The organism is Micromonospora sp. NBRC 110037 (assembly GCF_001652995.1).
In the GTDB taxonomy this organism is placed as follows: domain Bacteria; phylum Actinomycetota; class Actinomycetes; order Mycobacteriales; family Micromonosporaceae; genus Micromonospora; species Micromonospora chalcea.
Map to the genome: position 1 here is coordinate 15194 of NZ_BBVA01000004.1, position 25876 is coordinate 41069.

A 25876-nucleotide genomic window follows, 5' to 3' on the forward strand; every position below is an offset into this window, starting at 1 on the left:
CCCGGGTCCACGGGGGCCGAAGGTCCCGGACGGGACAGGGGGTTCGACCCTGCTCACGGGCGGTCCGGCACCGCCATGATGGTTCTCGTCAACAAGACGAACACACCCTCCACACGGGAGCTTGATATGAAGCGACGGACTCTCGACCTGCTGTTCAGCATCGGTGGGCTGGGCCTGGCGGTCCTGCTGCTCGTCGTCGGCGTCGTCCTGACGACGAACGCCAACTTCGCCAACGACTACGTACGCAGCCAGCTCGGCGAGCAGAACATCACCTTCACCCCGGCGGACAAGCTCTCCGACGAGGAGAAGAAGTCGGACTGCCTGCGCGAGTACGCCGGCCAGAAGATGACCACCGGCAAGCAGGCGGAGTGCTACGCCAACGAGTACATCGGCCTGCACCTGAAGAACATGGCCGGCGGCAAGACCTACGCCGACCTGGGCGAGCCGCAGAGCGCGCTTCGTGAGCAGGTGGCCCAGGCCGAGCAGAGCAACGCCGCCAACCTGGCCGACCTGCAGAAGCAGCTCGCCGAGGTGACCGCCCAGCGGGAGACCGTGTTCAAGGGTGAGACGCTGCGCGGCCTGCTGCTCACCTCGTACGGCTTCAGCGAGTTCGGCCGCAAGGCCGAGCAGGGCGCCCTGGCCGTGTACCTCGGCGCGGGCCTGCTCCTGCTGCTCTCCGCCGCCGGCCTGGTGCACGCCTTCCGCACCCCGCCGACCGCGACCTTCGCCGCCCCGGAGAAGGAGAAGGTCACCAACTGACCGCACCGACGACGCCCCCGGCCGATCCTGGTCGGGGGCGTCGTCGTGTTTTCCGGCTTGACCCTCACGCAGCGGAAGGCGGCAGCCTTGGTCGCGGAAGGGAGGGAACCATGGCGTACACGGTGGGGCAGGTGGCGCGGGCGGCCCGGGTGACGGTCCGGACGCTGCACCACTACGACGAGATCGGGCTGCTGCGGCCCAGCGGGCGCACGTCGGCGGGCTACCGCCGCTACGACGAGGCGGACCTGGACCGGTTGCAGCTCATCCGCTACTACCGGGAGCTGGGGTTCCCGCTGGAGGAGATCGCCGAGATCCTGGACGATCCGGACGCCGACCCGGTGGCGCACCTGCGCCGGCAGCACGAGCTGCTGTCCGGGCGGATCGGGAAGCTCCAGGAGATGGTCGCGGCGATCGAACACGCGATGGAGGCGAGGACGTTGGGGATCCAGTTGACGCCGGAGGAGCGGTTCGAGGTGTTCGGGGACTTCGACCCGGACGAGCACGCCGAGGAGGCGGAGCAGCGCTGGGGCGGCACCGAGGCGTACCGGCAGTCGCAGGAGCGCGCGGGCCGCTACTCGAAGGAGGACTGGCTGCGCAACAAGGCGGAGAACGAGGAGTGGGGGCGGCGGTTCGCCACGCTGATGGACTCGGGCGCGCCGGCTGACGGCCCGGAGGCGATGGCGCTGGCCGAGGAGCACCGGCAGCTCATCACCAAGTGGTGGTACGACTGCTCGTACGAGATCCACACCGGTCTGGCCGACATGTACGTGGCGGACCCGCGGTTCACCGCGTACTTCGAGGCGCTGCGGCCGGGGATGGCCGCGTACCTGAACGAGGCGATCCACGCCAACGCGATCACCCGGTCCTGACCGGGAGCGGGTGGCAGGATGGCCGGCATGCTCATCGTCGCCGGCACCCTCTACGTCGATCCGGCCCGGCGGGACGCCTACCTGGCGTCCTGCGAGGCTGCCGTCCGCGCGGCCCGGGACGCGCCCGGCTGCGTGGACTTCGCGGTCAGCGCCGACCTGGTCGAGCCGGGCCGGATCAACGTCTACGAGCGGTGGGAGTCCGACGAGCAGTTGCTGGCGTTCCGGGGCTCCGGCCCGGAGGCCGAGCAGGTGACGGAGATCCTCGGCGCCGAGGTGCACAAGTTCCGCATCTCCGGCGTCGAGGCTCCCTGACCGCCTCTAGATGAAGACGTCGAGCAGCAGGACGCCGAGGAAACCGACCACCGAGATGATGGTCTCCATCACCGACCAGCTCTTGATGGTCTGCCCGACGGTCAACCCGAAGTACTCCTTCACCAGCCAGAAGCCGGCGTCGTTGACGTGGGAGAAGAACAGCGATCCACAGCCGATGGCCAGCGCCAGCAGCGCCACCTCGGGGGCGGCGAGCGTGTCGGCCAGCGGCGCGACGATGCCGGCGGCGGTGATGGTGGCGACGGTGGCCGAGCCGGTGGCGACCCGGATGCCGACAGCTACCAGCCAGCCGAGCAGCAGCGGGGAGAGGTTCGCGCCGTCGGCGGCGTTCGCGACCAGGTCGCCCACGCCGGCGTCGACGAGCACCTGCTTGAAGCCGCCACCGGCGGCGACGATCAGCAGGATGCCGGCGATCGGCGGCAGCGAGCCGCCGAGGAAACCGGAGACCTGGGTACGGCTGAAGCCGGACCGGTAGCCCAGGAAGATCATGGCGAAGATGACGCCGGCGAGCAGGGCGATGATCGGGGTGCCGACGATGTCCAGCGCCTTGCGGCCGGTGGTGTCCTCGCCGAGCGTCAGCTCGCCGATCGCCCGCAGCAGCATCAGCACCACCGGCAGCAGCACGGTGACCACCGCCGCCCACAGCGCCGGGGCGCGGCGCGAGCGCCGTCCGGCCGGCTCGTCGATCGCGCCGCCGGGCCGCCCGGTGCCCGGGTTGACCAGGTCGTCCTCGGTGACCAGGTCGCCGTCGGCGTCGAGCCGTCCGTCACCGGGACGGGTCGGGCTGCGGTCGTCGGCGTCACGCCGGGTCGGCAGCAACTCGGCCGGGGCGGTGGCCGGCACGTACCGGGCGATGAAGTTACCGAAGACCGGCCCGGCGATGATCACCGTGGGGATCGCCACCAGCAGGCCCAGGGCGAGCGTCTGACCGAGGTTCGCGCCGAGCGCGTCGATGGCCACCAGCGGGCCGGGGTGCGGCGGCACCAGGCCGTGCAGCACCGACAGGCCGGCCAGCGCGGGAATGCCGATCTTGATCAGCGGCACGTTCACCCGCAGCGAGACGAGCAGCACGATCGGCACCAGCAGCACCACGCCGACCTCGAAGAACAGCGGCAGGCCGATGAGCGCGGCCACGCCGGCCATCGCCCAGGGCAGCGCGGTCCCGGAGACCCGGCCGACCACCCGTTCCACGATGCCGTCCGCGCCGCCGGACTCGGCCAGCAGGCCGCCGATCATCGCGCCGAGCGCGATCAGCAGGCCCACCCCGCCGACCGTGGAGCCGACGCCGCCGCTGAACGACGTGACGATCTTGTCGACGGGTACGGCGGCGACCACGCCGAGCACCGCGGCGCCGAGGATCAGCGCGAGGAACGGGTGCACCTTGCCCCACGCGATGAGCAGGACGACAGCGGCGATGCCGAGCAGGGCGGCGAGGACGAGCTGGGTGTCACCGGCGTTCGTGAGCGGTTCCGCTGGTGCGGCGAGCAGTGTGACCACGGCTATCACGCCCTTCGGTCGGTCAGCGGGGTGGTGCGGTGGGTGGGGGTTCCGGCGGCAGGCTCGGCGCCATCCGTCGCAGTGAGGCGAACGTGGGTACCAGTGCGTCGTACAGCTCGGAGAAGAGGGGGAGCAGCGCCGCGTACGTGGCGGCGGAGGCGGGATCCGGGCGGACCGTCTCCTCGATCCGGACCAGGTCGGCGGCGACCTCGATCGATTCGATGAGGCCGAGCGCCTGCATGCCGAGCAGCGCCGCGCCGAAGCCGGACCCCTCGTGCCCGGCGGGGAACCGCACCGGCATGCCGAGCGCGTCGGCGAGGATCTGCCGCCACAGCGGGCTGCGGGCGAAGCCGCCGCTGGCGCGGACCTCGCGTACCTCGTTGCCGGCCGCCCGGACCGAGGCGAGGACCAGCGCGAGTTGCTGGCAGACGCCCTCCAGTGCGGCCCGGACCAGGTGCGCCCGGCCGTGGCCGTGGGTCAGCCCGACGTACGCGCCGCGCGGCAGCGCGCTCCAGTGTGGTGCCCGTTCGCTGAGCAGGTACGGCAGCATGATCAGCCCGCCGGAGCCGACCGGTGCCGTGGCGGCCAGGTCGAGCAGTTCCTCCTCGGCGTGCTCGCCCAGTTCGGGGGCGAGCGCGTCGTTCGCCCACTGGAGGACGATCCCGCCGTTGTTGATGGCGCCGCCGACCACCCAGCGGTCCTCGGTGAGGGCGTAGCAGAACACGCCGCCGAGCGGGTCCACGCCGGGGCGTTCCACCATCACCCGCATCGCGCCGCTGGTGCCGATCGAGCAGGCCACCACGCCGGGGCGTACCGCGCCGAGGCCGAGGTTGGCCAGCGGCCCGTCGCCGGCGCCCACCACCAGCGGGGTGTCCGCCGGCAGGCCGGTGGCCCGCGCCGCCTCGGCGGTGAGCCCGGGCAGCACGTGCGTGGTGGGTACGAGCTGGGGGAGCTGCTCCTCGGTGATGCCGGCCAGGCGTAGCGCCTCGGTGTCCCAGGCCAGCCGGTGGATGTCCATCAGCCCGCTGGCGGAGGCGACCGAGTGGTCGGTGACGAGCGCGTCGGCGAGCCGCCGCAGCACCAGATCCTTGATGCCGACCCAGTGCGCGACCCGCTCGTGCAGTTTCGGCTCCTGCTCGGCGAACCAGACCAGCTTGGGCAGCGGCGCCATCGGGTGCACCGGGGTGCCGGTGCGGCGGTGCAGCGCGAGCCCGGACGGCACCGCCCGCAGCCGCTCGGCCTGCGCGCTGGCCCGGGAGTCGGCCCAGGTGATCGACGGGGTCAGCGGGGTGCCGTCGCCGTCCAGCCCGATCAGGCTGTGCATGGCGGTGCTGAACGACAGGCCGGCGATCGGCGCGGCCAGCTCGTCGACGACCGCGCGGATGACGCCGAGCACCGCTTCGTAGATGAGGTCCGGGTCCTGCTCGGCCCAGCCGGGGTTCGGCTCCTCCAGCGGGTAACCGATCGAGTGGCTCGCCAGTTGCCGGCCGGAGGTGTCGAACGCGACCGCCTTGGAACTGGTGGTGCCGATGTCCACGCCCACCACGACGGCCGGGTCGCCCACCGGTGCACCTCCTCGCCGCCCGGGGGCCGCGGTACGCCCCGCTGTGCGGCTGACGTTACCGACGTGCTCCCGCGCGCGCATGGCGAAGCAGCGCCGCCGGGAAGCGCGGGGGAGTTTCCGTCGATAGTGTCGGTCAATCAGCCGATCGGTCTAATTGGCGACTTTCGCGTGTCTTCGTACCCCTGCCGGATCGTTGACATGAATGACACCCCGATTGGTGGGCTCGCGCGGCGGAGGAGTCGGCGTGACGAAGACTGATTCGACGGGTTCCACATGGCGGTACCGGTGGGCGCACCGGCAGAACGAACGGCGGCAGCGGGCCTTCCGCGCGGCCGACGAGGCGTGGCGACGCCGCGACGACGAGCTGCGCCGCCTGCGTACGCTCGCGGTGTCCTTCCACGGCTCGGCCCAGGCGGGCGTCGGCCTGCCGATGGAGCTGGCCCCCGGTGAGGTGGTCTTCTGGACGCTCCCGGCCGCGCAACTGGTGGAGGTCCGGCACACCGCAGTGCTGCCCGCCCCCGAGCTGACGGTCGACCCCGACCCGCCCGTGCTGCGCCCGCGCCGCCCCGAGGGCGTCAAGGTGGTCGACGCCGGGCTCGCCGTGCTCACCAACCGCCGGCTGGTCCTGCTCGGCGGGCGAGGCCGGCGCGACTGGGCGTACGGCCGGATGACCGGCCTGTCCCACGACCCCGGCGCGCCGGTCACCCTGATCCAGGTGCTGGACCGGCGACGTACCTCCGGGCTGCTGCTGCCCACCGGCGCGGTGGCCGACTTCCGGTTCACGCTCACGCTCGCGTTCGCCGACGCCATCGAGCAGCGCGCCGCGGTCGTGGCCGAGCTGGACGAGCTGATCGAGGAGCACGCGGCGGAGCGCCCCCAGCGACCGCCCGTGCTCACTCCCGCCCAGGCCCGGGTCTCCGCGCTGGTGCCCGGCGGCCGGCGCACGGTGGCCGTCGGCGCGGCGCTCGCGCTCGTCGTCCCGGCGATGCTCTTCGAGTCCAACCCGCCGACCCGGGCCGGCTCGGAGCGCGCCGTCGCGGCCACCCCGGCGGCCACCGGAACCCCCGCGCCGCCGCAGGTCGCGCCCGCCGTCCAGGTCCGGCCCACCACCAGTCCCGAGCCGTCGCGCGCCCGTCCCGCGCCGCCGCGCGGCACGCCCCAGCCGCCGGTCGAGCGCCGCTGCGGCGCCCCGGCGAACCCCTTCGGGTACGACTTCTGCGGCGGCCAGCGGATCCGCAGGCCGGCCGCCGGGGTGTGCGACTGGTTCGAGTGCGTACCCGGGTTCTGGTCCGATCGCGGCTGGCTGGTGCAGTGCCGCGACGGCTCGATCAGCCGCACGGGTGGCCAGCGCGACGTGTGCGCCGGGCACCAGGGGTTGCGCCGCACCGTCTGGCGCTGAATCCGCTCGCCTCCCGTCGGGGCGTCCGGCTACCGTCCGGCCGTGTCCCGCACCGTCACGCTGATCCTGCTCGACGCCGCTGGCCGTCCGCTCGGCGCGCTGCCGCCGTTCGGCGTACCGGAGCCGTGGTGGCAGGAGGTCGCCTCGATCGTGGCCGAGGTTCGTCGTCGTCACGGTCTGGAAGTCGCCGTGCTGCGGCTGCTCGACGCCGACCGTCCCGCGCCGCCCGGCGGCCACGTCCGCTACCTGGCGCAGACCGCCGACGCTCCCGCCGTACCCCTGGAACCGGTTGCCGTGGACCTCGCGCCGCACCCGCTGCGCCAGCCGTGGGCGCGGGCCGGCGGCCCGGCGCGCAGCGTCGCCTGGGCGGCGGGTGAGCTGCGCCGGCTCGGCCGCCGGGTGACGGCGGTGGCGCAGCAGCGCACCTGGAACCTCTCCGCCATCTGGCGCCTGGACACCGACGCGGGCCCTACGTGGCTGAAGCAGCTCCCCCCTTTCGCCCGCCACGAGCCCACGGTCCTGGCGTTCCCCGGTGACCCGAGCTCCTTGGTCAACGGGCCGACGGTGCTCGCCGCCGACGGGGAGGGGCGGATGCTGCTGGCGGACGTGCCGGGGCAGGACCGGTACGGGGCCGGGGAAGGGGAGCGTGCCTCCATCGCGGTAGAGCATCACGCGGTGCAACTGCGGGCGTGTGGGGTCGTCGGTGAGCTGGTCGCCGCCGGGGTGCCGGATCTGCGCGGGACGGGGCTGGCGGACTGGATCCGCGAGCGGCTCGCCGGGCACGACGTGTCGGCGGCCGCCGGTCTGCTCGACGGGCTCGACCACCGGCTCCAGCAGGTCCGTGACTGCGGCCTGCCCGACACGCTCGTGCACGGCGACCTGCACCCCGGCAACGTGCGCGGCGACGGGCGGCGGCGGGTGGTGATCGACTGGGCGGACTCGTTCGTCGGCCACCCCGCCTTCGACATCCTGCGCCTCACCGAGGACGTCGACGCGGACGCCGCCGCCCGGCTGACCGGCGCGTGGGCGCGGCGCTGGCGCACCGACGTACCGGGCAGCGACCCGCACCGGGCCGTCGACCTGCTCCGGCCGGTCGCGCCGCTGCGGCTGGCCGCCGTGTACGCGATGTTCCTCGCCGCCATCGAGCCGGGCGAGCATCCGTACCACGTACACGACGTGCCGGCCGCGCTGGCGCGAGCGGCAGCTACTCCCTAGACCCGGCGGACCGGGATCCACAGCTCCGCGTCGGCGGTGCCGCCGTCCTCGGCGACCCGCACGCGCGAGATCTCCGGCCCCGGGCGGGCCTCGTACGGGTTGGACGGGAACCAGGACGTGAACACGGCCCGCCACAGGTGCTGCACCGCCACCGGGAACGCCCCGGAACTGGAGAACACCGCCCAGTCACCGGCCTCGACCGGCAGACTGTCCAGATCGCCGGGCACCTCCGCGCCGGTCACCGCCGCGTACCAGTAGTCCAGTTCGGCACCCTCGTCGCGGGAACCGGCCAGTTCGGCGCTGACGTTGACGATCCCGCGCGGCTCCTGGTCGGACAGCGCCTCGATGCGGCGTACGGTGGCCGGGTCGATGCCCCTGACGAACGCCACGATGTGCGGGTTCATCCCCTCGTGCACGAGCGGCACCCGCGCTTTCAGCCCGGCGAGCCGGAAGGCGTCCTTGGTCACGATCCGGTAGTCCATGCTGGTGTTCCCTTCGACGACGAGCCGGAAGGACAGCCGGGGCTGGGACCGCAGCACCGCCCCGGCCTGCCGGGCCTGCGTCGGCCCGACGCCGTGCACGGCCCGGAACGCGCGGGCGAACGCCTCGTTCGAGCCGTAACCCCAGCGGACCGCCACGTCGAGCAGTGACTCCCGCCCCGCGAGCACGTCCGCGCCGGCCAGCGTCATCCGGCGACGGCGGACGTACTCCGACAGCGGCAGCCCGGCCAGCGCCGAGAACAGCCGGCCGAAGTGGTGCTCCGAGACGCCCGCGATCCGGGCCAGCGCGGCCACGTCGAGCGGCTGCTCGAGCCGCTGTTCGAGGTAATCCAACGCGGCGTTGAGCCGATCCAGCACCCGATGTTCCTTCCTGGTGACGACCTCGACGCTAGGTTCCCGGCCGTCCACAGACCCGATCACACCGGACCCGGTCCGGTCGCCTCATTCGGCACTGGCGGGCGTGTCGCATCATGACGTGGTGATCTTCCGGAAGCGGCACCGCCACAAGAAGAAGAGCCGGGACTGGTGCAACTGCGACGTGCCCACCTGTGACGGGCCGGGCTGCTGCGACCTGGGCCTCTTCTCGATGCTGCTCACCCTCGGTTCGGTGACCGCCGGCGTCGTCCGGCGGCCCGCCGTGGACCGCGCCGGCCGGGCCGCCATCCTCGGTTACCGGCGCTGGCTGTCGCACCGCTGGCCGGCGACCTGCCGCTACACGCCCACGTGCAGCGCGTACGGGCTCGCAGCGGTCGAGCGGTACGGGCTGGCGGTGGGCGGTCGGATGGCCGCCGACCGGGTACGCCGATGCCGTCCCGACGTGCCGCACGGCACCCACGACCCGTTGCGCTGACGCGCCCTCGCCACGTCGGGGAGGTGGCGGTGTCCCGGTGCGCCGGATGCCGCCACTCCGGCGACCTGGTGTCGATCAAGGCGGTGGCGGTCACCCGACCGACGCGGGGCCGCCGAAGACGACGGGGACGCCGGGGGAGTAGAGCACGCTCGCCGGTGGGCCGTCCGGCGCGGGCAGGCCGGCGACCGTGACCAGTTCGTCGTCCAGGTCAAGCAGCTCGGCACGGTGCAGCGGCCACTGTGGATGCCAATTCGGCACGTGAAGGGTGCGGCTGTACGCGCGGGTGTGCAGACCCCAGCGCGCGGTGAGGAAGTGCTCCAGCGGCGTCGGCTCGGCGATCGGCGCGCCGACGCGCACCGTCATCCGGCTGGACGCGCCGGACGGACCGGGCCAGCGGCGGCGGCAGCGGTAGGTGAGCGTGTCGCCGGAGCGGTCCAGCCGCATCGCCGACCACTTGTATGGCAGGCGCAGACTCAGTTGGGCCACCAGCACCGGCACCAGCCGGGACGCGTCGAGCGAGCGGAACACGACGGCGCGCCGCCCGGAGCCGTCGACGGAGTAGAGCCGGACGTTCGTCTCCCAGAACGTGCCGAAGTACGGCACGCCCGGGCCGACGCCGAACCCCAGCCCGACCATCTGGAACCCGATCAGCCCGACGTAGGTGAGCCCGTCGAACGTGTCCGGCCGGGTGCCGGCGGGCAGCAGTGGAGCCACCCGCTCCGGCGGGACCGCCCAGTGCAGGAACGTCAGGTCGTGCCAGCGCTGTGCCAGCCAGGACCGGCGGATGGCGCGTACCGGAGCGTGCTCGACCGGTTCGATCTCCACCGGTCCATCCTGCCTCCGCGACGCAACCGGACTCACTCCGGGCGGTGGCAGACCGCCTCGACGTTGTTGCCGTCCGGGTCGCGGACGAACGCGCCGTAGTAGGTGGCGTGGTATTCCGGCCACTCCTTCGGCGCGTGCAGCACCTCCGCGCCGGCCGCCACCGCCGCGTCGTGGAACGCCCGTACCGTGGCGCGGTCAGCGGCGGTGAACGCGATGTGCACGGGCACCGGCGTGGCGTTGGACGGCGCGGGTTCCACCCAGAAGTCGGGCTTGTCGACGCCGTAACCGATCGGGCCGGGCTCCATGAGCCGCCGCGCGCCCAGCGGGGCGAGCACCGTGTCGTAGAAGGCGCCGCTGGCCGTCAGGTCGCGTACCGCTACGGAGAAGTGGTCGAGCACGTCGCCTCCCTACGATCGTCGTTGACCGCGCCAGGCTACGAGCCCTCTACGACACTTTCGCCGCCCGGTTTGCGTCGCGCCCGCCGCCGGGCAGCCGTCGCGGTGACGCCAGCCGTCGTCGAGCGCCCGGGCTCGGTGGTCCAGCCTCGTTGAAGACGTGTGCCATCCAGAGCGATATACCTCAGAGTCGCTTCTGCCTCCATGTATTTCCGGCGGCGGTAAGGACCGTCGGGCGGGATGCGTGTCGCCGCCGGGCGGTGAATGAACTCGCCCACCGCGCCCCGGATTTCCGCACGCCACCCACCACGTAGTGGGTTCTGTCCTCGGCGCCGAGCCGTACCGTGCTCTGCGCCAGCAGCGCTCCGAACACGACGGCGTACCCGATCAGCGGCGGGGCGTCGGGGTTGGTGGACCGTCAGCACGGGGGCGAGCACCGGCGCCGCGAGCACGGGCCACCAGCGCGGTGGAGACCGGATCGTCGACGAAGTCCGCGAGCCGTCCGAAAGGGATTGCTCACGCAGCGTAGGATCGCGTGCGACACAGCCGAACACACGGGGGAAACGATGTTCGAGCGCCTGGGCAGATTCGTCGTGGGCAAGGCGTGGTGGGTGATCGGCGGCTGGGTCGTCGCCGCGATAGCGATCATCGCCGCCAGCCCGTCACTAAGCGACATCACCTCAGCCGACCAGGAGAGCTTCCTGCCGAGCTCCTACGAGTCTGTGCAGGCCACCGAGCTGGCCGGGAAGTCGTTTCCACAGGCGGCCACCGCCACCGCCACCGTCGTGGTCAAACGCGGCGACGGCAAGCCGCTCACCGCGGCCGACGAGGCGCGCGTGGGGCAGCTCGCCGCCGCGCTCAAGGCGCGGAACATCCCGCAGACCTCCGGCTACCTGACCGGGCCGCAGGCCGTCGCGCCGGACAAATCGGTGCAGGTGGTCACCGTCGGTCTCGACGCCGACAGCCCGGACGACCCGGGCCTGCTCGACGCCGTACGCGATCTGCGTGCCGCCCTCGGGCCGGACCTGGCCGGCAGCGGCCTTACCGCAGGGGTGGCCGGCGACGTGGCCAGCTTCGTCGACAACGAGGACACGTTCAACGACGCGTTCGCGGTGGTCGGCGTCGCCACCATCATCCTCATCATCGGGCTGATCCTGATCATCTTCCGCAGCCCGATCGCCGCGCTGCTGCCGGTGGTGGTGATCAGCGTGGTCATGTCCGTCACCACCGGGCTGGTCGCCGCCGCCGGCAAGGCGTTCGACCTCAACGTCAGCCAGGACCTGCAGACCATCCTGCTGATCGTGCTGTTCGGCATCGGCACCGACTACATCCTGTTCCTGCTGTTCCGCTACCGGGAACGGCTGCGCGCCGGTGACGACAAGCGCACCGCGATGGTCGTCTCGGTGCAGCGGGTCGGCGAGGTCATCACCTCCGCCGCCGGTGCGGTCATCGTGGCGTTCCTGGTGCTGCTGCTCGCCTCGCTCGGCTTCTTCGGCTCGCTCGGCCCGGCGCTCGCCATCGCCGTCGGCGTCATGCTCGTCACCTCGCTGACCCTGATCCCGGCACTGGTGTCGCTGCTCGGCCGATGGGTGTTCTGGCCGTCGAAGGCGTGGCAGCGCCCACCGAAGGCGACTCTGTCCCGGCGGCTCGGCGCCGCCGTCGGCCGTCGCCCGGCTGTCGTCGCAGCCGCCTCCGGTGTGCTGCTCGTCGCGCTCGCCGCCGGGGTGCTCGGCTACAAGGCCGACTACGACTTCAGCGCCGGATTCCCGCAGGACACCGAGTCGGCGCGGGCCGCCCAGGACCTCCAGCGCGGATTCGCCGCCGGTGCGCTCGCGCCCACCGAGGTCTACCTGACCACCGGCAACGGCACCCCGCTCACCGACCAGCAGGTGAACGACTTCGCCGCCGCGTCGGCCAAGGCGCCGGGCGTCGGGCGGGCGCAGCCGCCGGAGCGCAGCGCCACCGACCCCAGCGTCGCCCGGATCAGCCTGCTGCTCAACGAGAACCCGATGTCCAACGAGGCGATCACGCTGGTCCGCGACGACCTGCGGGACGCGCTGCACGCCGCCGCGCCGCCGGGCACCAAGGCCCTGGTCGGCGGCGCCACCGCGATCTTCGCGGACATCAACTCGGCGAACAACAGGGACCTCTCGGTCATCCTGCCGGTTGCCGCCGGCCTGATCGCGCTCATCCTCGGGTTGCTGCTGCGCAGCCTCGTCGCGCCGGTCTACCTGGTGGTCGCGGTACTGCTCAACTTCGCCGCCACGCTCGGCGCGACCGTGTACGTGTTCCAAGGGCTCCAGGGCAACCCCGGCGTGACGTTCCAGCTGCCGATCATCCTCTACCTGTTCGTGGTGGCGATCGGCACCGACTACAACATCCTGATGATCGCCCGGCTTCGCGAGGAGGCGCGCGAAGGGCACGAACCGCACGAGGCCGCCGCGATCGGGGTGGAACACGCCGGCCCGACAGTCGCCGCGGCCGGGCTGATCCTGGCCGGCACGTTCGGGGTGCTGATGCTCGCGCCGATCTCGTTCCTGCAGCAGATGGGTTTCGCGGTGGCGATCGGGATCGTGCTGTCCGCGTTCGTCATGTCGATGTTCTTCGTACCGGCGCTGACCGGGCTGATCGGCCACACGGCATGGTGGCCGGGGCACGGCGACGAACGGCGCAACGGCGGTGGCGGTGGCGGCCGGCACGCCGCGCCCGAGCCGGCCGACGCGACGCCGGTCTGACACTCACCCGCCCCGGCGCGGCTCAGCCCTCGCCGGGGCGGACCAGCCCGCTCTCGTACGCGATCACGACGAGCTGCGCTCGATCCCGGGCGTTCAACTTCTGCAGTAGCCGGCTCACGTAGGTGCGGGCGGTATCCGGGCTCAGGAACAGCGCCTGCCCGATCTCCGTGTTCGACCGTCCGGCGCCCACCTGCGCGAGCACGTCCCGCTCCCGCGCGGTCAGTCCGGCCAGCCGCGCCGGGTCAGCCACCGGCGAGCGGGCCGCCGCCGCGAGCACCCGCCGGGTGACGGCGGGGGACAGCAGCGCGTCGCCGCCGGCCACCGTCCGGACCGCGTCCCGCAGGGCGTCCGGCGCGGTGTCCTTGAGCAGGAAACCGGCCGCCCCGGCGCGGATCGCCTCGAACAGGTACTCGTCGTCGTCGAACGTCGTCAGCATGAGCACCTGCACGCCGTCCAGCGTCGGGTCGGTGAGGATCCGCCGGGTCGCCGCAAGCCCGTCCCCGCCGGGCATCCGTACGTCCATCAGCACGATGTCGGGCCGCTGCTCGCGTACCACGGCGAGGCCGCTGCGGCCGTCGCCCGCCTCGCCCACCACCTCGATGTCCGGCGCCCGGTCGAGCAGCGCCCGCAGGCCGGTACGGACGAGGTGCTGGTCGTCGACGAGGACGACGCGGATCGGGCTCACGCGGCGACTCCCGCCAGCGGCAGGCTGACCGCCACCCGGAAGCCGGTGCCACCGGATGCGGCGGTGCCGTTCCGGACCGTGCCGGTTTCGACGGTGCCGCCCAGCAGGGCGACCCGCTCGGCCATGCCGCGCAGGCCCTGACCCCTCCCGTCCGCCCGACCGGCGGGTGGGCCGCCGCGACCGTCGTCCACCACCTCCAGCGCGAGCCGACCGGCCGTGACGCGCACCGTGACGGTGACCCGGGTGGCCCCGGCATGGCGCAGCACGTTCGTCAACGCCTCCTGCACGACCCGGTAGACGGTGCTGCCCACCACCGCCGGCAGTCTGTCCACCGGCCCCTCGACGCGCAGGTCGACTGCCAGCCCGCCCTGGCGTACGCCGTCCACGAGCGCCGGGAGCCGGTCGAAGCCGGGTACCGGCTCCCGCGGCCCCGGTTCGCGGCGCAGCGTGCCGAGCGTGGCCCGCAACTCCGCCATCGCGCTGCCGCTCACCGACCGGATCGCTGCGAGCGCGCTCTCCGCCTGCGCCGGATCGCTGTCAGCGAGCGCCTCCTGGGCGACTGCGGACTGCAACGTGATCACCGACATGGTGTGGCCGAGCGTGTCGTGCACCTCCCGGGCGATGCGCAGCCGTTCCGCCTCGACCTGACGGGCCGCCTCCCGGTGGCGCTCCTCGTCGGCCGCGACCGCCTGGCGGATCAACGCCGCCCGTAGCGACCTGCGGTTGCGTACCGCATCACCGAGGGCGATGACGGCGAGCAGCAACGCCGCCTCCGAGCCCAGTTGCGTACCGACGACGACGCCGATGTCGTCGCCCTCGGCCAGCCGCGCGACCACCGATACGGCCAGCAGGCTCCCGGCGACCACAGCAGCAGGGACCACCCGCCCGCGTTCCGACGCCCGGTAGAGAACTGCGGCGGCCGGAGCGGCCACGCCGACCGGCGGCAGGTCCAGCGCGTAGTACAGGAGGATGGCGACCGCCGTGGCCAGCAGCGCCGGCACCGGCCACCGCCTGGCGCACAGCACCAGCCCACCGAGCACCGCGCCGACCACCACGGCGAGCGCCGCGCCGCCGGCAGCGGGCCGCTCGGCCGCCACGGCCACCGCGACCAGGCCGAGCGTGGCCGCGGCGAGCAGCGCATCGGCACGTGTGGGCAGGGCGTCGGGCACGCTTCGAGCCTAGGTCCGCGCGGCCCTTCGCCGCTGTCGTCCGTAGGCGTCAGGGACAACCCCGAGGCGTACGCCGAGAAGCGACAACCGGTCGCGCGGCCACGCGGACGACGGTGCCCGGCCCCCGACCTAGCGTCGATGGCGTCCCCGAAACGTGAGGAGAACCCTCGTGGTACGCACACGACTGACCTGGATAGCCCTAATTGCGATGGTTTGGGCTTCGATGATGTCGTTCGGCGGGGTCGCCGCCGAGACAGTCATGCTCTACCCGAACATCTTCAACGACGCGCCCGCCTCCCTCGACCGGGCCCGCGAGTTCCTCGTCCACGGCGGCCCGCACGACTACTTCCCGCCGCTCGGCGCGTCGGTGATCCTGAGCAGCGTCGCCGCGACCCTGCTCACCTGGCGCGACGGCCGGCTGCGCTGGTGGATCGCCGGCGCCACAGCCGTCTTCGTCGTCTGCGAGTTCCTGTTCTCGGCCGTCTTCTTCTGGCCACGCAACGAAATCATGTTCGTGGACCCGGTGGGGACGCACTCGCCGGAGTACCTGCGGCAGGTCGCGGCCGAGTTCGTCGCCGGGCACTGGGTGCGCGTCGCCGGAGGGGCGGTCACCGCCGTCCTGGCGTTCGTCGCGCTGTTGAAGTTCGTGCGCTCGACCGCGCCGGCCCCGGTTTCGGCTCCCGCGCCTGCTTCTGTTTCGGTTGCGGATTCTTCCGAGGCGACGCGATGAGCGGGGCCCGCCGTACCCTCGGGTTCTCCTGGCCGGCGCTGGTCGCGCTCGCCGCGCTGGCCGCCCCGCGCGTGGCTCTGCACGACCTGGGCGTCGTGCCGGAGGGCACGATCGTGGCCGCGCTGCTGGCGGTCGGGCCGCCGCTGTGCTGGGTGGCCGTCGTGCTGTGGCGGCGACCGCCGCGCCCGTTCCTGACGCTCGTCGTGGTCGGGGCGCTGTACGGGGTGTTCCTGGCGGCCGGTCACCAGGTGTTCTGGGACTCGTCGCTGGGGATGGACGCGCCGGGGCCGGCCGGGCTGGCGCCGGGGGCGCGGGAGGCGTTGTTGCGGGGTGCAGCGGTGATGTCGAGCCTGGTCACCGGGACGATGGTCGGAGTGATCGCCGGTGGGGCAGCGGTGTTGCTGAGCCGGGCGCTGCCCGCGCCAGCCCGACCGACAGAGCTCAGCTAACAGGTGGTCTTCTAGGCAGCCGCCCGGAATTTCTCGTAGCGTGCCTCAAGTCTTTGACGATGGGGATGAGCAGAGCGCTCCCTAGGCAGCGCAATCTGGCATCCATGCATCTCCTGGATTCCATGCCGCAGCATCGGTCCATCGATCTCAATTAAAATATCGGATCGCACCTCGACTCGGTAGTCAGGTCGGATGCCGATGATGTTCTGATCGAACGCCGCGTGATGAATCTTGCAGAGGGCTAGGCCGTTGGGCACGATCGGGTCACCCGCCGGTTGGCCGTCCGGGATGATGTGAGCGGCGTCCAGTAGTGACCGGTGGCGTAGCCGGCAGATCGCGCACGTCGTCCCGTAGGCCTGTATTACCCTAGCCCGGAAAACCGGCTGGTGAAGACGTAGCTTCGTCAGACGTTCGATGTACCTCCGTCTATCCGTATCGACCACTCCTCCCGGTTGGATCAAACGCTGCGCCTCGTCAAGCGCAACCGCGAACTGTAGTTGTTCCGGCTCGTCTGCGATTAACCACACCGGATACCTCGGCAGGTAAAGAGCCGGTGCAATGCCGACGAACCAGATCAGTGGTAGCTGGTGTTGGTAGGCGCGGCGCAACGCGATATTCTCATGGTGGTTTGGGTCGTTTCCGCGGTACTTGTATCGGAGGAGCCCGTCCGGTCCCTCTCGGTCCTCGTAAGGCGGTGGGTGACCCGGTGGGGTGAACGTTGTGCGGATGGACAGCGCTGCATCAAGAAACGCAGGCTTACGGATACCGCGCTGTGGATCCAGGAGAGCGACTCGTCGGCCTTCGAAGGTGAACTGTGCTAGCTCTTCCTTTGTTGCCAGTTCCTGCTGGCGCAGTGCTCGTTCGGCAAGCCAAGCAGCAGCTGCTTTGCGAAGGCGGAGGTCGAGAGCCGCATCTGCCATGATCGACATACTGTCACGCCAGCCGCGGCCCTCCTTCCACTGAACGGCTAGAGATCGGGAACCACGTAGGCCCGACCGGACCGCGGCGACTTACGCCGTGGTGTAGCAGGCTGGAAGAATGCCTGCCGCTTGGGTTCTGAAGGCTCTGGGAGCTCAACATGAGTTCCTTGTGCGAACTTCGAACAGCGGTGCTCCCTCCCGCGTGGGCTGGAGCCACCCGGCCGGTTGCCAACCCCAGGAGTCGTATGCCTGCTGCGCAGCGGCGTTGTCCGGCCGCACGAGCAGCGTGGCCCTCTGCTCCCGTCGCGTGCTGAGGAGCCGGTCGTGGAGCGCCCGCGCGATGCCTCGGCATTGCCACGATCGCCGTACCAGCAGTTCGCAGACCGGGAAAGCCGGGCGCCCGTCTTCGTCCATGAAGCCGTCCGGCACCGGCTCATGAATGCCGTCCCACCAACGCGAATCGGCTCCGAGCGGGAAGCCGTACACGTAGCCGACCAGATCGTCATCGATCCTGGCCGTCACCAGCTCCCAGCCTTCCCGGAGCATGTGCGCCGCGAGTTGCTGTTCGTACCGCTCGGCCGTGTAACGCGGGCCGTCGTCGGCGTGCGCGTCGAGGTAAACGTCCACAAGCTGGTCTACCAGGCCCTCGGCTCCCGCTGCGGTCTCCTGCCGTAGTCGCAGATTCTCCAGCACGATCACAGGATCCCACCGGGCGGCAGTCACTCGCCGAGAGGCTCTCAGACGAGATCGGCGAATGGCTTCCAACGTAGACCGTGGTCGCCTTGGATGACCGACTGCAATCGCTTGTCAAACTCGGCTGCGACCTTCCCCGAACTTGCGAGAAGCGGCGTGGCAGCAGCGATCATCTTGAGCTCTCGGGCTTCCCGCAGAAGTGGCCAGTCGCGGTCGGATGTCACGTCATACCCGTACGCCTCGGCGAGCGCCCGATGCGCCCCGGTCTTCCCGAAGCGGACCTCACCCACGGCGACCGCTGCCAGGTCCACCTGCCAAGGCCCGAGACAAGTGGCGTCGAAGTCGCAGAGCAGGATGCCGCGCGACACATCCCGGAGAAGGTTGCCGACGTGCGCGTCCCCGTGGACGAGCGACTGCTCCCCGCGCTGGTTGAGGTCGGCGACCTGCGGCTCCAGGCGGTCGCACCACGCCGCCAGGTAGTCGTGGTCCTCTGCGCTCAACCCGTCGGCATCCGCCAGGCGTCGACGCGCGTCCCCGATCGGATCCCAGGTGGCCAGCGGGAAGGGCGGGGGTCCGAGCGCATGAAACCGCCGCAGCGCCGAGCCGAGGTCATTCATCGTCGGAGTAGGCGCGGCGGGTGGCACGTAGACCCACACCGAGGCCACCAAGTCACCGACCGCAACCGGCTGCGCCACGCCGGGCGCCAGCCGGATCGTGGGCGCGTCCAGCTCGGCGAACCATCGCGCAAGCTGAACGACCTTCGTCACCCGGCCCCGGAGCCGGTGCGTCCGCGCGATGCGGATGACGAGCCCGGATTCCGGCAACGCGAACACGGCGTTGTTGGTCAGCCGAAGGAGGCGGGCATCCTCGGTCGGCACCTCAAGTCCGCCGGCGATCTCCCGCATGGCGAGGGTCATCGCTTCTTCCGAGAACCGTCCGTTCATACCGTGGCCGCAGCTCGTGCGGTGAGCGTGCGTTCGAATTCGGCAACGACGGGAAGGTGGCGGTGCCGTCCGAGATCGCGGCGCAGGTTGAGTACTCGATCAACGACTCGACTGGAACTCAGCGCACGCGACTGCTCGACCACACGCGTGCCGACAGCGACCGCCCGCTCGGGCTCATCGGTGAGGAAAAGCGCGCTGCACAACCCGACCTCGTTCAGGACCATGCTGCGGACGTTCGCCGGGCCGAAGGCGACGATCGCCTCTTCGACGCTCCGCACCGCCTGCGTCGCGTGCGTGCCGGCCTGCCGAGCCATGTCGCGGTACACGCGACCGTACTGCGCTAGCAGCTCGCCACGGTCGTAGAAGGCCATCCAGGTTGGCTCGCGCTCGGGATCCACACGCTCGAACTGATCACTCGCCTGACCGAGGAGGGCCAGCGCGTTCTGGTGGTCGCCGAGTGCGGCTGACGAGGCTGCCTCCGCGCCCCAGAGCAGCGCCTTCACGGCAGGGGTCGCCCGGGATCCCAGCTCTGAGTGGGCCAGCCGCAGCGTGGCCAGAGCATCGTGGTTGTGCCGAAGGTGTTGCAGTTGCTTGGCCTGCGAGTAGCGGATCAGAGCCGCCAGCGGAGCGTCGTCAGCGGGCATCGCGGCCCGCTCGCCGGCGGCGAAATGCCGTTGAGCGTCCGCGTGCCGGCCGGCGTCGAGCGCGGTCCAGCCAGCCAACTGGCGAGCTGCCGCGATGGCCGCGACCAGGCGGGGTGTCACCCCGGGCGAGTGTGACCAGTCGAGCATGCGGTACACCGACTCCGCGAACCGGGCGACCTCCCGATAGAGCAGACCGCCACCGCATTCGTAGTCGACCGACCGGTAGAGCTCCAGTACCGCGTTTAGTCGAGTCACGTCCGCGCTGCCGATTCGGCGAGGACGGGGATCCTCAAGGGCTCCGACCAGCCCGGCCCCTGCCGACACCGCCGCGATGCCAGCCAGGAGGGTTCGCCGGCCCAGGTCTGGTGCAGCGCGGCTCCCGTCGGCCCGAGCGCTGACCGGGGAGTCTGGACCGACGGCGAACCAGAGAGACCTCGGCGGGATGCGGAGCACGGTCGCCCAATGCGCAAGCCGGTCGAGATGCACCAGGGCTGGGCCGTTCTCGATCCGGCTCAACTGCGCCTGCGTGATCCCCAGCCACCCCGCAACGACGCTCTGCGGCAGCGGGTTCCGCCCGTGGTACGGGTGGTGTCGGTACGCCCGGATCACCTGCCCGAGATGCCGCCGGGCCAACGCCGTCCGTACCGGTTCATGGTCCCAGAACGAGTCGGGCACGCCGGGCGGCGTGCTGAGGCGGTCGCGTTCGGCGGCCTGGCAGGGCGCGCAGCGTCCCGTGTCGTTGTCGCGCGCCAGGCGCCCGCCGCAGCGGGGGCAGTTCGCAGGTGTCACCGGCAACCTCGCCGTTCGCGGAGAACCTGTGTCCGAAGTCGAGCCTAGCCATTCAACCCGTTCCGGAGCGGCCCGGTATACGCATCGTGCATATCGCCGGATGTCTCGCGACGGTTACCGAGAGTATGCGGTGTGTGCATTGCGGTCACGATCATCAGCGCATGCGCTTCCTGCCGGGAAGGCCTGAGGGTCGGCGCATGGCCCGGGGCGGGTGCCGGGCTCCGGTGGCACCGCGTCCCCCGATCGCGGCTCCCGCCGTCCCCGCCCGCTCCGGTGCCACTCCACGAGAACCGACCCGGAGGCGCCAGCCGATGTCCGCCGTACTCGCCGACTTTCCCGTCCTCACCCCGGTCACCGACGAGGATCTGCTCGTTGCCGCGCTGGCCGTGCGCGTACACGTTCCCGAGCACTGGCCGCAGGGACCGCTGTGCCGCAGCGAACGCGTCCCGTACCCCTGCCGGCTGGCCCGGTGGGGGAGGGCGACGCTCGCCGCGGCCGGGCTGCCCGACGACGCCGTGGCGGCCGGGATGGTGGCGTTGTGATCTACGTGACCGGGGAGCGGGTGCAGGCGTACCAGGTGCGCAGCGCCGTCTTCGACACCCGCTGGCGCGGGCTGGACCCGGCGCAGGTGCACGACTACCTGTGCCGGGTCGCCGACGAGATGGACCGCCTGCACCGGGAGCTGACCACCGCGCGCACCGAGTCGGAGCGGGTCCGTCAGGCGTTGCGGCAGTGGCAGTCCCGCCACAACGGGTGCCGGCGACGCGGTCACGATGACTGAGCCGCGCTGGATCATCCATCTGCCGACCACGCTGACCAGCCGGGACGCCGCCGCCGACCTGGCCGCCGCGCTCGCCCGGTCGCTCGGGCACCTGGATGCCGTCGATTTCGGCGAGACCACGCTCAGCGAGGAGGACGCACAGCACCTGCGGCACCGGGTCTGGTGCGATCAGCGGTTGCCCGAGGGTGGACGCTGTGGGCTGCGGAACGGTCACGGCGGGTTGTGCGGGGCGACGGAGCCGCGCTGACGCCGGTACCGTCCCCGCCGTGCTGGACACCGAAGAACTACTCGCCGAGTTCACGTCGCCCCGCCCGTACACGATGGCGGTCGTTGCCGACGCGCCGGCCGCGCCCGGCGTGCACCTGGTGCTCGACGGTGGCGTGGTGGTCTACGTCGGCTACACCGGTAACCTGCGCTCCCGGCTGCGGCAGCACCTCACCGGCAACCGCGACTCGTCGGTGCTGCACGACCAGGTCGGCCAGCTCCTCGACACGCCCGGCCGCCCAGCGACCCGCGACGACATCGCCGGGTGGCTGGGGCGGCGCGAGGTCCGGTGGCTGGAGACCGACCACCCCGAGGGTACGAAGGACGCGCTGGTCCTGGCGTTGCGTCCCCGCTTCAACCGGCAGGTGCCGAAGCCTCGCTGAGGCGGCGCGTGTTAAGAAGGGGCCCCGCCTCTACCGGAGACGTTAAAAGGGGGCCCTTCCTTGCACGAAGCGGAGCAGGTGATCCAACGGGTGCTGCGGGACCTCCGGGAGGGGGCGCACCGCGGCGTCGTCGTGGACTCGCCGCCGGGCGCCGGGAAGTCCACCCTCGTGGTCCGCGCCGCGGTCGAGATCGCCGCCACCGGCGACCCGCTGATGATCGTGGCGCAGACCAACGAGCAGGTGGACGACCTCATCGACCGGCTCGGCCGTAAGGCCCCGGACCTGCGCGTCGGGCGGCTCTCCGCGACCGACTACCGGCCCACCGAGCGGGTAACCGGGCATCCGGCGGTCCGGGTCGCGGCGAAGGTCGCCGATCTGGGTGGCCCGGCGGTCACCATCGGTACGGCGGCCAAGTGGGCCACCGTCACCGAGGGGAGCTGGCCGTGGGCGATCGTGGACGAGGCGTACCAGATGCGCGCGGACGCGCTGCTGCGCGTGGCGGGGCGGTTCGAGCGGGCGCTGTTCGTCGGCGATCCCGGGCAGCTCGATCCGTTCTCCACTGTGGAGACGTTCCGCTGGACCGGGCTGACCTGGGATCCGATGCAGTCGGCGGTGGCCACGCTGCTGCGGCACAACCCGGAGCTGCCGGTGCACCGGCTGCCGGTGTCGTGGCGGCTGCCCGACTCGGCCGCGCCGGTGGTGTCCGCCGCGTTCTACCCGTTCACCGGGTTCCGGGCCGGTACCGGGCCGGCCGACCGGGTGCTGACGTTCACCGAGCCCGGTCCGGGGGACGCCTACGACGCCTCGGTGGAGGTGGCCGCCGCGACCGGCTGGGCGTTGCACGAGCTGCCGGCCCGGCACACCGTGCGTACCGATGCCGAAGCCGCCGCGGCCTGCGCGGAGCTGGCGTTGCGGGTGCTGGCGCGCGGCGCGGTCGCGGTGAGCGAAGCAGCGCCGGGCGGCGCGCCGGTCGCCGCGGACCGGATCGCCGTCGGGGCCGCGCACCGCGACCAGGTCGCGGCCATCCGGTCCCGGCTGGGCACGGCCGGGGCGGGCATCACCGTGGACACCGCCAACCGGCTCCAGGGCCGGGAGTACGACGTGACGATAGTGCTGCACCCACTCTCCGGCCGGCGGGACGCGACCGCGTTCCACCTGGAGTCGGGGCGGCTGTGCGTGCTGGCGTCGCGGCACCGGCACGCCTGCGTGGTGGTGGCCCGGGCGGGGATCGGTGAGCTGCTCGACGCGTACCCGTCGACCGAGCGGGTGCACCTGGACGTGCCGGTGAAGTTCCCGGACGGCTGGGAGGCCAACCAGACGGTGCTCACCCATCTGGACGCGCACCGGGCGTGACGACGGGCCGTCGTGGCATGTCCGGCGAACCGAACGGATCTTCCGGGCGGTGGAGGGCGGTGGGCACGATGGCCGGATGTACCCTCACGACCCGTATCAGCAGGATCCGTACCAGCAGCAGTATCCGCCGCCGCAGTACCCGCAGTACCCGCCGCAGGCGTACGCGCCGCAGCCGGAGCAGCCGACGAACAGGTGGGCGATCGTCCTGTGGGTGGCGTTGCCGGCGCTGCTGGTGATCCTCTGCTGTGCCGGCTGTGTCGCGTCCGGGTTCGCGGGCGGGTTCATCGAGGGGTTCAACGAGGGCTATTCGTCGTCGTAGGCGTACCTCGCCGCGCGCCGCTGGCGGCGGTGCGTTAGGAAGGGATCATGACCGCGAGTGTGCTGCCCTGGCTGGGCGGGGGCGTGGTGGCCCTGGCGGCCGGGTTCCTCGCCGCGTTGCTGCCCCGGCGCCGCGCCCGCGCGCAGGGCCGGCGCGTCGCCTGGTCCTCGGCGCGGGCGGCGATCCACGACGCCACCGTGAGCCGGGACGCGTCCCCGACGGCGGTGCCGGAGGCGGAGCGGCTGCTGGCCCGGGCCGAGATACTCGCCGCCGCCCGGGGCGGCGCCGACGCGGCCCGGGCCGCGGCCGAGCACGCCCGCCGGGCCGACGAGCTGTGGCGGGCCGGCCGGTGACCGCGCCGAGGTTGCCGGTACGCCGGGATCTGGTGCGCTGGTCGCTGCTGGCCGCCGCGGCGGCAGTGCTGGTGGTGTTCCTGGGGGCGCAGCGGCAGAGCGTGGAGGTCAGCTACGGGCGGTCCCCGTCGGCGGGCGCGCTGCCGCAGGAGGGGTCGGCCGGGGAGCTGAGCGACGCGAGCGTGCCGTCGGTCGAGGAGATGACGGCGCTGGTCGCGGCCGAACCCGTGGTGCGGCTGCCCGGGGCGGTCGCGCGCTGGGACGAGCAGCGGGTACGGGCGGCCATCGGTGACCGGGGCACCCGGATCCTGGTTGCCCCGCCCGGTCTGGACGAGGCGGAACGCCGCCGGGTCAAGGACGTGGAGAACGCCGAGATCCGGATCGTCGGCACCGAGGTCAGCGGCGGGCTCTACGTGGCTTCGCCGGACGACCTGCCGGGCTGGCGGGCCCGGTTCGCCACCCGTGACGTGACCAGCTCGCTGCTCACGCTGCTGGCCACACTGCACGACCAGCCGACCCCGCCCGACCGCGACGACCTGCGCTGGCGGGAACCGACCGGTCCGGAGCTGGCACCGATGGTGGCCGCGTTGCGCGCCACCGGCCGGTACGTGGGCCCCGGCGCCACGCTGACCAAGCTGCCGGAGAAGGCGGCGAGCAGCGCGTTCCCGGACGGGGCCTGGTTCGTGGTGCTGCCCGCGCAGCCGTACGGGGAGCCGCTGCCCGCGTACGGGCCGGCGCTGCACCGGCTCGCCCCGGATCAGCCGCTCCTGGTGATGTACGGCGACTGGATCGAGTACCACGGTCCGAGTGCGGCGGAGTTCGCCGAGGTGGCCGGCGCGAGCTTCTACGCCCAGTTCGGCAGCCGGCTCGGCCGGTACGCCTACCCGCAGCAGAACGTGCTCGCCACGTACCTTGGCCAGGTGACCGACGTGCGGTACGCGGGGCTGTTCGACCGTCCGCTGCCGTACCGTCCGTTCGATCCGCTGCGGGTGGCGCTGCCGGCGTTGCCCTGGATCTTCGCCGCCTGCGTGGCCGGTTTCGTGGCGCTGTCGATCCGTACCGTGCGGGGCAGCGGTCGCCGTCCGGCCGACGTCGGTCCGGGCGGTACGCCGGCCCGGCTGGCCGGGCTCTCCGCGCTGGCGGTGGAGCTGTCGCTGCTCACCGACGCCCGCACCGACCCGGCGCTGGTGCGGGGCGTGGGCCGGTTGCGGGCGGCCCGGGACGCGCTGGGCGAGGGGTTGCCCGACCGGCACGTACGCGAATTGCTGGCCGACGCGGCGGCCGAGCTGGACGACGTGGCCCGGGACGTGCGGATGCCCGGCTACCGGCCGGACGTCTACCTGCGGGCGAGGCTGTCGTGAGCGGCGTCGCGACCCGGCCCGCGCGGGTGCCCGCCCGGCGCGGCGCGGCGGCGACCGGTCCGCGCCGGCTGCTCGGCCGCCTGGTCGGCACCGCGTTCGGCCGGGCGACGCTCGCCTGCCTGGCGCTGGCCGGCTGGGCGCTGTGGTCCGGCGGCATCCTGGACGGGCCGGTCGCGCGGCAGGTGCGCGTCTCGTCGGTCTACACCGCTCCCGGGGTGGACCTGGACCGGGCCGCCGCCGAGCGGGTCATCGGCAACCGGCGGCTGGTGGTGCTGATCATGGAGCCGGGCGCCGACCTGCGCGAGGCGTGCGCCGACACGAAGCGCGCCGCCCAGGGCACGCTGGTGCTGGCGATGAGCCGCGACGGCGAGGACTGGGACACCTACGGCTGCTCCCGGCTCGGTGGCGACGGCGCCAAGGACCTCGGCCGGGCCGTGGTCGCCGAGACCACCATCGGCCGGGGCGCCGACGCGTTCGTGGACCGGCCGGTCGAGGCGCTGAAGGTGATCGTGCTCAACTACGACCGGCTGGTCCGGGCCGGTCTGGTGCCGGACGGCGCTCGTACCATCAGCCCGTCGCTGCCCCGGTACCTGCTGGCCGGTGGCGCGGTGACCGGCGTGGTGGCCGGCGCGGCGGTGCTCTGGTTCGGCGGTCGCCGGGCCGGTCGCCTGGCCGACGCGCGCCGGGCCGGGCGGGACGCGCGCGCCGACGAACGGGCCGCGCTCGGCGCCGCCACCGCTGTGCTCGCCCAGCAGATCATCGACCTGGACGGGTACGCCGGTCCGGCCGCGCCGGCGCACCGGCGGCTGGCCGCCGACTACGTCGGCCTGCTCGACGAGGTGTCCGAGGTGGACGACGACGCCGGGGCGTTGCGCCGGCTCCGGGAGCGGGTCGAGGAGCTGAACCGCCGCGCGGCGGCTCTGGCCGACGACGCCGCGTCCGGGCGGGGCGCCGATCGCGCGGGTGGCCGCAAGCAGGACAAGCCGCCGGCCGGGAGCGCCGGCAGGTCGGCGGGCGGGCGGCCGGGCCGGACGGCGGCCGGCGCGCCGGGGAAGGGCCGGACGCGCGGACGGGGCCGGCGGTGACCCGCCGACCCCGTCG

Annotated in this window: 29 protein-coding genes; 18 read left to right on the forward strand and 11 right to left on the reverse strand. The window is 72.6% G+C overall.

All coding sequences use genetic code 11. The features are described 5' to 3' along the window. The first annotated feature begins 126 nt into the window (after positions 1–126). The 3 genes from A4R25_RS12995 (at position 127) to A4R25_RS13005 (ending at position 1940) form a co-directional block, all read left to right on the forward strand. The gene (locus tag A4R25_RS12995; protein WP_043326326.1) at positions 127–759 is read left to right on the forward strand and encodes a hypothetical protein; all 633 of its coding nucleotides are present in this window, start codon (positions 127–129) and stop codon (positions 757–759) included. A 110-nt stretch (positions 760–869) separates the two neighbouring features. Further along, the gene (locus A4R25_RS13000; RefSeq protein WP_064446876.1) at positions 870–1628 is read left to right on the forward strand and encodes a MerR family transcriptional regulator; all 759 of its coding nucleotides are present in this window, start codon (positions 870–872) and stop codon (positions 1626–1628) included. 27 nt (positions 1629–1655) lie between these two features. Next, positions 1656–1940 carry a putative quinol monooxygenase gene (locus A4R25_RS13005; RefSeq protein WP_013474158.1) on the forward strand — a complete coding sequence of 95 codons (285 nt, stop codon included), beginning with the start codon at positions 1656–1658 and terminating at the stop codon, positions 1938–1940. 6 nt (positions 1941–1946) lie between these two features. Here A4R25_RS13005 and A4R25_RS13010 read toward each other — a convergent pair whose 3' ends face one another. Both A4R25_RS13010 and A4R25_RS13015 read right to left on the reverse strand, forming a co-directional pair. Next, positions 1947–3455, reverse strand: coding sequence for an SLC13 family permease (locus A4R25_RS13010; RefSeq protein WP_043326323.1), 1509 nt, complete (start codon positions 3453–3455; stop codon positions 1947–1949). Between the two features lie 22 nt (positions 3456–3477). Continuing rightward, the gene (locus tag A4R25_RS13015) at positions 3478–5019 is read right to left on the reverse strand and encodes a gluconokinase (RefSeq protein WP_064446877.1); all 1542 of its coding nucleotides are present in this window, start codon (positions 5017–5019) and stop codon (positions 3478–3480) included. Between the two features lie 244 nt (positions 5020–5263). Here A4R25_RS13015 and A4R25_RS13020 point away from each other — a divergent pair, with 244 nt between their 5' ends. Together A4R25_RS13020 and A4R25_RS13025 are read left to right on the forward strand one after the other, a co-directional pair. Continuing rightward, positions 5264–6418, forward strand: coding sequence for a hypothetical protein (locus tag A4R25_RS13020; protein ID WP_043326319.1), 1155 nt, complete (start codon positions 5264–5266; stop codon positions 6416–6418). A 42-nt stretch (positions 6419–6460) separates the two neighbouring features. Next, positions 6461–7633 carry a phosphotransferase family protein gene (locus tag A4R25_RS13025; protein ID WP_064446878.1) on the forward strand — a complete coding sequence of 391 codons (1173 nt, stop codon included), beginning with the start codon at positions 6461–6463 and terminating at the stop codon, positions 7631–7633. On the opposite strand, the gene A4R25_RS13030 is transcribed toward A4R25_RS13025, so the two are convergent. Continuing rightward, positions 7630–8490: an AraC family transcriptional regulator gene (locus A4R25_RS13030; protein ID WP_064446879.1), complete on the reverse strand. Its 861-nt coding sequence runs from the start codon at positions 8488–8490 to the stop codon at positions 7630–7632. The two genes, A4R25_RS13025 and A4R25_RS13030, sit on opposite strands and share 4 nt — an antisense overlap. Before the next feature lie 121 nt (positions 8491–8611). Here A4R25_RS13030 and yidD point away from each other — a divergent pair, with 121 nt between their 5' ends. Continuing rightward, the gene (yidD, locus tag A4R25_RS13035; RefSeq protein WP_231915509.1) at positions 8612–8983 is read left to right on the forward strand and encodes a membrane protein insertion efficiency factor YidD; all 372 of its coding nucleotides are present in this window, start codon (positions 8612–8614) and stop codon (positions 8981–8983) included. A gap of 90 nt (positions 8984–9073) precedes the next feature. On the opposite strand, the gene A4R25_RS13040 is transcribed toward yidD, so the two are convergent. After that, positions 9074–9808: a YqjF family protein gene (locus tag A4R25_RS13040; RefSeq protein WP_064446880.1), complete on the reverse strand. Its 735-nt coding sequence runs from the start codon at positions 9806–9808 to the stop codon at positions 9074–9076. A 32-nt stretch (positions 9809–9840) separates the two neighbouring features. Then, positions 9841–10206, reverse strand: a complete 366-nt coding sequence (locus tag A4R25_RS13045; RefSeq protein ID WP_064446881.1) for a VOC family protein — start codon at positions 10204–10206, stop codon at positions 9841–9843. Between the two features lie 563 nt (positions 10207–10769). On the opposite strand from A4R25_RS13045, the gene A4R25_RS13050 reads away from it, so the two are divergent. After that, positions 10770–12938 carry an MMPL family transporter gene (locus A4R25_RS13050; RefSeq protein ID WP_064446882.1) on the forward strand — a complete coding sequence of 723 codons (2169 nt, stop codon included), beginning with the start codon at positions 10770–10772 and terminating at the stop codon, positions 12936–12938. Between the two features lie 22 nt (positions 12939–12960). Here the strand turns inward: A4R25_RS13050 and A4R25_RS13055 are convergent, their stop codons facing one another. Next, the gene (locus tag A4R25_RS13055; protein WP_064446883.1) at positions 12961–13623 is read right to left on the reverse strand and encodes a response regulator transcription factor; all 663 of its coding nucleotides are present in this window, start codon (positions 13621–13623) and stop codon (positions 12961–12963) included. Then, a complete protein-coding gene (locus A4R25_RS13060) occupies positions 13620–14792 on the reverse strand; it encodes a sensor histidine kinase (RefSeq protein ID WP_064446884.1) in 1173 nt (390 codons plus the stop codon). Before A4R25_RS13060 ends, A4R25_RS13055 begins: the two co-directional genes overlap by 4 nt. Before the next feature lie 223 nt (positions 14793–15015). Between A4R25_RS13060 and A4R25_RS13065 the strand changes: the two genes are divergently transcribed. Both A4R25_RS13065 and A4R25_RS13070 read left to right on the forward strand, forming a co-directional pair. Further along, a complete protein-coding gene (locus A4R25_RS13065) occupies positions 15016–15522 on the forward strand; it encodes a DUF1772 domain-containing protein (RefSeq protein WP_064446885.1) in 507 nt (168 codons plus the stop codon). Further along, positions 15519–15971, forward strand: a complete 453-nt coding sequence (locus A4R25_RS13070; RefSeq protein ID WP_064446886.1) for a hypothetical protein — start codon at positions 15519–15521, stop codon at positions 15969–15971. Before A4R25_RS13065 ends, A4R25_RS13070 begins: the two co-directional genes overlap by 4 nt. An 11-nt stretch (positions 15972–15982) precedes the next feature. Here the strand turns inward: A4R25_RS13070 and A4R25_RS30620 are convergent, their stop codons facing one another. From A4R25_RS30620 to A4R25_RS13085, 4 genes are all read right to left on the reverse strand, one after another. Continuing rightward, complete coding sequence (locus tag A4R25_RS30620) at positions 15983–16900, reverse strand: HNH endonuclease (RefSeq protein WP_082931006.1); 918 nt, start codon at positions 16898–16900, stop codon at positions 15983–15985. A 144-nt stretch (positions 16901–17044) separates the two neighbouring features. Then, positions 17045–17584: a GNAT family N-acetyltransferase gene (locus A4R25_RS13075; protein WP_064447237.1), complete on the reverse strand. Its 540-nt coding sequence runs from the start codon at positions 17582–17584 to the stop codon at positions 17045–17047. 44 nt (positions 17585–17628) lie between these two features. Next, positions 17629–18528: a phosphotransferase enzyme family protein gene (locus tag A4R25_RS13080; protein ID WP_064446887.1), complete on the reverse strand. Its 900-nt coding sequence runs from the start codon at positions 18526–18528 to the stop codon at positions 17629–17631. Continuing rightward, a complete protein-coding gene (locus A4R25_RS13085) occupies positions 18525–19961 on the reverse strand; it encodes a helix-turn-helix domain-containing protein (RefSeq protein ID WP_064446888.1) in 1437 nt (478 codons plus the stop codon). Before A4R25_RS13085 ends, A4R25_RS13080 begins: the two co-directional genes overlap by 4 nt. Before the next feature lie 311 nt (positions 19962–20272). Here A4R25_RS13085 and A4R25_RS13090 point away from each other — a divergent pair, with 311 nt between their 5' ends. The 9 genes from A4R25_RS13090 to A4R25_RS13130 all read left to right on the forward strand — a co-directional run bounded on the left by A4R25_RS13090 (position 20273) and on the right by A4R25_RS13130 (position 25860). After that, the gene (locus A4R25_RS13090) at positions 20273–20503 is read left to right on the forward strand and encodes a hypothetical protein (RefSeq protein ID WP_064446889.1); all 231 of its coding nucleotides are present in this window, start codon (positions 20273–20275) and stop codon (positions 20501–20503) included. Next, positions 20500–20742, forward strand: coding sequence for a DivIVA domain-containing protein (locus A4R25_RS13095; protein ID WP_064446890.1), 243 nt, complete (start codon positions 20500–20502; stop codon positions 20740–20742). The genes A4R25_RS13090 and A4R25_RS13095 overlap by 4 nt, the downstream gene beginning before the upstream one ends. Beyond that, a complete protein-coding gene (locus tag A4R25_RS13100; protein ID WP_064446891.1) occupies positions 20735–20989 on the forward strand; it encodes a hypothetical protein in 255 nt (84 codons plus the stop codon). The genes A4R25_RS13095 and A4R25_RS13100 overlap by 8 nt, the downstream gene beginning before the upstream one ends. Before the next feature lie 19 nt (positions 20990–21008). Beyond that, positions 21009–21389, forward strand: coding sequence for a hypothetical protein (locus A4R25_RS13105; protein ID WP_064446892.1), 381 nt, complete (start codon positions 21009–21011; stop codon positions 21387–21389). A gap of 60 nt (positions 21390–21449) precedes the next feature. Continuing rightward, positions 21450–22742, forward strand: coding sequence for an AAA family ATPase (locus tag A4R25_RS13110; protein WP_064446893.1), 1293 nt, complete (start codon positions 21450–21452; stop codon positions 22740–22742). Positions 22743–22818: 76 nt separating this feature from the next. Then, complete coding sequence (locus A4R25_RS13115; protein ID WP_043326278.1) at positions 22819–23061, forward strand: hypothetical protein; 243 nt, start codon at positions 22819–22821, stop codon at positions 23059–23061. Between the two features lie 47 nt (positions 23062–23108). Continuing rightward, a complete protein-coding gene (locus A4R25_RS13120; RefSeq protein WP_064446894.1) occupies positions 23109–23414 on the forward strand; it encodes a DUF6403 family protein in 306 nt (101 codons plus the stop codon). Continuing rightward, complete coding sequence (locus A4R25_RS13125; protein ID WP_231915510.1) at positions 23411–24775, forward strand: hypothetical protein; 1365 nt, start codon at positions 23411–23413, stop codon at positions 24773–24775. The genes A4R25_RS13120 and A4R25_RS13125 overlap by 4 nt, the downstream gene beginning before the upstream one ends. Beyond that, positions 24772–25860, forward strand: a complete 1089-nt coding sequence (locus tag A4R25_RS13130) for a hypothetical protein (protein ID WP_064446895.1) — start codon at positions 24772–24774, stop codon at positions 25858–25860. The genes A4R25_RS13125 and A4R25_RS13130 overlap by 4 nt, the downstream gene beginning before the upstream one ends. Positions 25861–25876 lie beyond the last annotated feature (16 nt).

What these genes read in the sequence shown, in the direction of transcription:
- A4R25_RS13000 (WP_064446876.1), top strand. Translation starts at nt 870, where the DNA reads ATGGCGTACACGGTGGGGCAGGTGGCGCGGGCGGCCCGGGTGACGGTC.
- A4R25_RS13090 (WP_064446889.1), top strand. Translation starts at nt 20,273, where the DNA reads ATGTCCGCCGTACTCGCCGACTTTCCCGTCCTCACCCCGGTCACCGAC.
- A4R25_RS12995 (WP_043326326.1), top strand. Translation starts at nt 127, where the DNA reads ATGAAGCGACGGACTCTCGACCTGCTGTTCAGCATCGGTGGGCTGGGC.
- A4R25_RS13115 (WP_043326278.1), top strand. Translation starts at nt 22,819, where the DNA reads ATGTACCCTCACGACCCGTATCAGCAGGATCCGTACCAGCAGCAGTAT.
- A4R25_RS13065 (WP_064446885.1), top strand. Translation starts at nt 15,016, where the DNA reads ATGATGTCGTTCGGCGGGGTCGCCGCCGAGACAGTCATGCTCTACCCG.
- A4R25_RS13005 (WP_013474158.1), top strand. Translation starts at nt 1,656, where the DNA reads ATGCTCATCGTCGCCGGCACCCTCTACGTCGATCCGGCCCGGCGGGAC.
- A4R25_RS13050 (WP_064446882.1), top strand. Translation starts at nt 10,770, where the DNA reads ATGTTCGAGCGCCTGGGCAGATTCGTCGTGGGCAAGGCGTGGTGGGTG.
- A4R25_RS13070 (WP_064446886.1), top strand. Translation starts at nt 15,519, where the DNA reads ATGAGCGGGGCCCGCCGTACCCTCGGGTTCTCCTGGCCGGCGCTGGTC.
- A4R25_RS13120 (WP_064446894.1), top strand. Translation starts at nt 23,109, where the DNA reads ATGACCGCGAGTGTGCTGCCCTGGCTGGGCGGGGGCGTGGTGGCCCTG.
- A4R25_RS30620 (WP_082931006.1), bottom strand. Translation starts at nt 16,900, where the DNA reads ATGTCGATCATGGCAGATGCGGCTCTCGACCTCCGCCTTCGCAAAGCA.
- A4R25_RS13080 (WP_064446887.1), bottom strand. Translation starts at nt 18,528, where the DNA reads ATGAACGGACGGTTCTCGGAAGAAGCGATGACCCTCGCCATGCGGGAG.
- A4R25_RS13100 (WP_064446891.1), top strand. Translation starts at nt 20,735, where the DNA reads ATGACTGAGCCGCGCTGGATCATCCATCTGCCGACCACGCTGACCAGC.